4 protein-coding genes are annotated in these 5,818 nt (G+C 44.9%); 2 read left to right on the top strand and 2 right to left on the bottom strand.

The window, feature by feature from the left end:
* The first annotated feature begins 443 nt into the window (after positions 1 to 443).
* Together DY78_RS04145 and DY78_RS04150 are read left to right on the top strand one after the other, a co-directional pair.
* Complete coding sequence (locus DY78_RS04145; RefSeq protein ID WP_024625666.1) at positions 444 to 1,031, top strand: DUF805 domain-containing protein; 588 nt, start codon at positions 444 to 446, stop codon at positions 1,029 to 1,031.
* A 63-nt stretch (positions 1,032 to 1,094) separates the two neighbouring features.
* Positions 1,095 to 2,009: a hypothetical protein gene (locus DY78_RS04150; RefSeq protein WP_024625665.1), complete on the top strand. Its 915-nt coding sequence runs from the start codon at positions 1,095 to 1,097 to the stop codon at positions 2,007 to 2,009.
* A gap of 378 nt (positions 2,010 to 2,387) precedes the next feature.
* Here DY78_RS04150 and lepA read toward each other — a convergent pair whose 3' ends face one another.
* Both lepA and DY78_RS16365 read right to left on the bottom strand, forming a co-directional pair.
* Positions 2,388 to 4,226, bottom strand: coding sequence for a translation elongation factor 4 (gene lepA, locus DY78_RS04155; RefSeq protein ID WP_024625664.1), 1,839 nt, complete (start codon positions 4,224 to 4,226; stop codon positions 2,388 to 2,390).
* Positions 4,227 to 4,589: 363 nt separating this feature from the next.
* Positions 4,590 to 5,818: hypothetical protein (locus tag DY78_RS16365; protein ID WP_056993498.1), on the bottom strand; the 1,229-nt coding region annotated here is incomplete at its 5' end.

Raw genomic sequence — 5,818 nt, forward strand, 5'->3', positions numbered from 1 at the left:
GTTATGCTGAACAATTTGTCCAAAAATTCGGATTAAATTTGCAATCTACCTTATAATAACATTCACATCCGATTATTTGCGTGTTGAAATATAAATAATTTTATTATAAACGCAAAAATAGGTTTGAGAATACCTGAATTAAACTAACAATCACTCATTTAATCAGTATCAGGTGGTTATCGGGGGTCATCGTATTTTGGAACTAAAGGTTACCAGAAAATGTACATCACTGATTTACAATGGTCGCAATCAAGCAACAATGTCAAAGTTAATCCTTTTAGGCTTGAAAAATATTAATTAAAAAGTTCGTTAATATAATTTTTTAATACATGACCCGAACGTGAATGGTATACTTATAACGTTGCATGCTTGCTAGGGCGGGGGTTCCGGCAAGCGATTAGTGCCAAAATTAATTAAGGGTTTTATTGATTGGAGGAGCTATCATGAAAAAGTTTTGTCCCCATTGCGGGGCAGCTTTACCAGTAGATGCCGAATTTTGTCCAAATTGTGGTCAGGCCATAGCGGCGACCAGTACCCAAAGTACGACGCAGACTACGACTACTAGTAGTCAACCGACCACCGCACCTGGTACACATACCGAATACTTATCAAACACACCTTATAATGAAAGTCCCCGACCCGGATTGATTACCAGCACACAATTATTTTACCGCGACATTTTCAAGCTCAGCAAACGGATGGGCCGGGCCGATTACTGGTGGGCAATTTTGGGTAGTACGCTAATTGGCATTGGCATTTATGTCGTGATTGCGGCGATTTCTTTTTTACTCGGTAATTTTATCGCGTACGACTCCACGGGCAGTTTTATTTCAGCTGCCATCTATGTCATCGTGCTATTAACTTATTTTATTCTTACTGGCATTGCGACCTTTACTGCTCAATGCCGGCGGTTCCATGATTTGAGTTACAGTGGCGCTTTTTGGTTACTGAACTTGATTCCCATGGTTGGTTCACTGATTGTTTGCATTTTTTTGGCACAATCATCCAAACAAATTAATAATCCATATTAAAAATTCAATACGACGTTACCGCCTGGAGCGCTAACGCAATCATATTCTTTGGAGGAATCACAGATGTCATTTATCACCCGTACCATTGCCAGCGGCGCCACCTTAATCTTGGGAACAACTGTCATCGGCATTGCCATGCCGGCGCAAGCCGCCACGCACAAAACGACCACGGTACCAACCTCTATTCAAGGGACTTGGTATCATTACAACAAAACTTATCAACGTTACGATACCGTTCAAGCTACCAAGACCAGCTTCAATACCAAGAGCGCGTTGGCGACTAACTGGACGAAGCTTTCCGGTACCAAGTTTCCAAGTTATGCCCTGGGTCATTCAGAACTAGCCGTCAAAAAACAAGCTAAGGGTTATTACCTGATTGCTAAATACGCAACCGATGGCAGCCCACTCTGGAAAAAAGTCACTTACAGCGGTCACGCCGCCTTACAAGCGATTCGACCAGCGACCGCTGAAAGCAATGGCGGCCCAACCACTTACTACTACCAAACGAAAAAGATTGCGAAGCAACCGGTCGTCCCATTCAAAGTTGCCAAGAATGATAATTTTTCGTCAAAAAAATATGCCGCCGTTTACGTCCAAGCCGATTATAAGGCCCCGGTTAAACTTTACAGCAGTGTCAAAAATGCCCAGAAAAAGCGTGGTAAAACGATTACCATTAAAAATATCACAACGGCTTATCAAGCACGTTGGAACGACGCCAAATCCGACATTGTCCGCGTGCGGGTCAAAAATCACACTTATTACGTCCGCGACACCGAAGATTTACAACCTTCTAACTCTTGGCGCATCGGCAACACGATCTATTCCCCGTTTGCCCCAACGTCAACGAGCAAGATTGTCTTAGATCCTGGAACCAAGGCTTCTAAAGCTACTAAATGGGCTAAAATCGTGCATGCCGGTAAAAACAAAACCGTTTATACAACAATGTGGCATCGTGCCAATGGTAGTTGGAAAAAATAATTAATTTGTCAAAAATAGTCATTGATTAGATGTCAACATCTGAATCAATGACTATTTTTTTAGCTTCATGGCAGTGGAATTGGCATTTAAACACTTTGCTCGATTGGCAGCTTGTAACTAGATTCAGTATCCAGATGATTTTCACCATTGTGACCTATTGCTGACGCCTTGATCCATTCTTGTATTTTGACAACGCTGGAAACATCCTCTCAGGTTACTAACAATATGAAGCGAGATACCGTAAATATTTTTGAAAGCATACTAAAAAGATGATAGACGTGTATCGGAAATATGTATATTTTGCCAACAATCTGAGTTCAATGTTGGCAAAATGTTGACAAATGGCCAAATAAAAGAGCTCCGCATCCGCGGAACTCTTCATTTGGTAGGCTTTTCTTCTTCGTCGGTCTTCAAAACAGCCATGAACGCTTCTTGCGGGATTTCGACCCGGCCGACCGCCTTCATCCGTTTCTTACCAGCTTTTTGCTTTTCAAGTAACTTCATCCGGCGAGTACGGTCACCACCATATAGATGGGCAGTCACATCTTTCCGATAAGCCTTGATATTCGTCCGTGCAATGACCTTGGCGCCAATGGTAGCTTGCACTGGAATTTCAAAGTTTTGCCGGGGAATGATGGTCTTCAACTTCGCAGCAATTTCACGACCACGGGCTGGCGCAAAGTCGCGATGGGCAATAAAGCTCAACGCATCGACTTTGTCACCGTTTAACAAGATATCAATTTTAACTAAGTCACTGGCCCGATAACCGTCAATTTCGTAGTCCAAGGAGGCGTAACCACGCGTGTTGGATTTCAATTTATCGAAGAAATCAAAGATAATTTCGGATAACGGAATATGGTAGACCACGTTGACCCGGTTATTATCCAAATATTCCATCGTATCGAATTCGCCCCGTTTACGTTGGGCCAATTCCATGACAGCCCCCACATAATCGTTAGGAACCATGATTTGGGCTTTGACGTACGGTTCATGAATTTCTTTGATTGACGATGCTTCCGGCATTTCCGCCGGGTTTTCGACATCACGTTCCGTGCCATCAGTCATTAAAACGTGATACGTAACGGATGGTGCCGTCGTAATCAAATCTAAGTTGAATTCCCGTTCAAGTCGTTCTTGGACCACATCCATGTGCAACAAGCCTAAGAATCCACACCGGAACCCGAAGCCTAATGCTTGTGACGATTCCGCTTCAAATTCCAAGGCAGCATCGTTCAGCTTTAATTTTTCCAAAGCTTCGCGTAAATCCGTAAATTTCGCATTATCGGTTGGGTAAATCCCGGCATAAACCATCGGATTCATTTCCCGATAACCGGCTAACGCTTTTTCAGCGGGCCGCTTAGCATTCGTGACCGTATCACCCACTCGTGTATCTTGGATGTCTTTGATGCTGGCAGTAATATAGCCCACATCGCCAGCCATTAAGAAATCCCGTGCTAGTGGTTTCGGCGAGTTGACGCCGACTTCGGTAACTTCGTATTCACTACCGCTGTTCATCAGGCGAATCTTATCGCCAGGACGGACAATCCCTTCGTGAATCCGCACACTCAAGACAACGCCTCGATAGTCATCATAAACGGAATCAAAGACTAAGGCCTTTAAGGGCGCATCTAAATCGCCTTCCGGAGCGGGCACTTTGTTAACGATTTGTTCCAGTAATTCTTCAATCCCAATCCCGGCTTTAGCTGAAGCTAACACGGCGTCTTCGGCATCGATACCAATGTCATCTTCAATTTCTTTGCGCACCTTTTCAGGTTCCGCCGATGGCAAATCAATCTTGTTAATGACTGGCACGATTTCCAAATCATCATCAATCGCCAAGTAAACGTTCGCTAACGTTTGCGCTTCAACCCCTTGAGCGGCATCGACAACTAAGACGGCCCCTTCACAAGCGGCCAATGACCGTGACACTTCATAAGTGAAATCGACGTGTCCGGGCGTATCAATCAAATGGAAAATATACGTTTCACCATCTTTAGCTTGATAGTGTAATTCGACCGCATTCAGTTTAATAGTAATCCCGCGTTCGCGTTCCAAGTCCATCGAATCCAATACTTGGTCTTGCATCTCACGTTTCGAGATGGTATCCGTCAATTCCAAAATCCGGTCCGCCAACGTTGATTTACCATGATCAATGTGGGCGACGATTGAAAAATTGCGAATATGTTTTTGTCGGTCTTGCATTGTCGCTTTATCCATTTATTTTCCTACTTTCTAACAAATTCCTAGTCCAGACAATTATACCAACTAACCGCCACAATCACAATTTTTCCGTTAAGCCACCGTCCGAACCATGAGTCTTTTTATTAATAACAATGGTGCGACCGCGAAAAAAATCGTAGTCGCACCATTTTAAAGCAACGTTCAATTTAATTTTAGGTCACCAGTAATGGCAGCCGCCATGCAGGTGGTGTTAACGGGATGGAGTTATATTCCGTTAACACCATGGACGTCTTTTGAAACTTGGTTTTCAGGCTTGGCCCGGTCCCATGGCGACTGGAATTACGGTCAGCTGGTGGTGGCAAGTCAAGCTCACTTTGAAATTTGGCAGTCTTTGCCGAACTAATTTGGCGTGTCGGCTAATGTCCAGTTCACCGTGGTGCTGTAACTGCCCGCATAAATGCCCGGCAAGGCGTCGAGCATAATGCCTTTCGTCGACGACCAATCACTCGTCACCGTCGTATTGGTCGTTCCACTCGCCTTACTGCCACTCGCAATCAACGTCATCCCGGCATTGAGGGCTTGTTGGGTGCTGCTATTGCGGTAAATCAAATTACCTTTAAATTGCTGACTGCCAGCCGTCAACGCCGGCGCACTGGCATACACATACCAATTTTTACCGGCATCGCGGGTATCACTGATACTGACGTTAAAGGCACTGGTCGGTTGGTAAATCGTTTCGGTCAACGGAATCGTCTGACTACCAAAATCGACCGCGCTCGTAACCGTTTGAAAGCTCAACGTGCCCGGCATCCGGGTAACCGTTAACGCCACAGGATTGGACGTATTACCAGCACTGTTCGTCGCGTAAACGTTGATAGTAGTACTACTGCCAATCGCTAACCCACCTAAGATGCCGCCCAAACCAGTCGTCTTCGTCGCATACGTGATACCGTTACTAGAACTACTATTGGGGTCAGTAGCGGTGACGCCACCTTGTTGGACTAACCAGGCCAACACGCTCGCATCACTTTGACTGGCCAGATTGGCCGCATCGCTAGGTACTAAGTTAAACTTCGGCGTTGTTGCCGCAATCGTCAAAGCGGACTGCACTGGTTTAGTGACCGTCCCGGTATGCCCATTATTATCACTTTCAGTCACCGTCACATTCGACTTGCTTCCTAAAGCACTGCTCAAATTCAACGTGTAACTCAAATCACTCCCAACCGTCGCTTTAGCCGAACTGTCGGCATCGGCCGTAATGGTATCCCCCGGCATCGTTCCCGTCCCTTTAATGACGGTCGTATTCGGAAAGAGTGACGAACTAATTGTCGGTGATAATGAGACTTGATAGGCCGCAATACTCGCTAGCCCCACCCGAACTTCTTGATTTTTTGAGGTCACATACCGCAGCCCAATCCATAATGGCGTCGTGCCTTTCCATGATGACCACGTCATGTTTAACGTCTGATTAACGGTACTATCAAACGTATAACTACTTTGACCAGTCGTCGAGACTAAATTTTTCGCCGCAGTACTGCTTAAAATATTCCCATTACTATCCATCAAATCCAAATAAATGGTAGATTGCAAATTTAATCCGAATTTTTGGACAAATTGTTCAGCATAAC

The sequence above is a fragment of the Lactiplantibacillus fabifermentans DSM 21115 genome, assembly GCF_000498955.2.
Classification (GTDB): Bacteria; Bacillota; Bacilli; order Lactobacillales; family Lactobacillaceae; genus Lactiplantibacillus; species Lactiplantibacillus fabifermentans.

Bases quoted from the DNA above. Each gene is read 5' to 3' on its own strand.
- DY78_RS04150 (WP_024625665.1), top strand. From the start codon at position 1,095: ATGTCATTTATCACCCGTACCATTGCCAGCGGCGCCACCTTAATCTTG.
- DY78_RS04145 (WP_024625666.1), top strand. From the start codon at position 444: ATGAAAAAGTTTTGTCCCCATTGCGGGGCAGCTTTACCAGTAGATGCC.
- lepA (WP_024625664.1), bottom strand. From the start codon at position 4,226: ATGGATAAAGCGACAATGCAAGACCGACAAAAACATATTCGCAATTTT.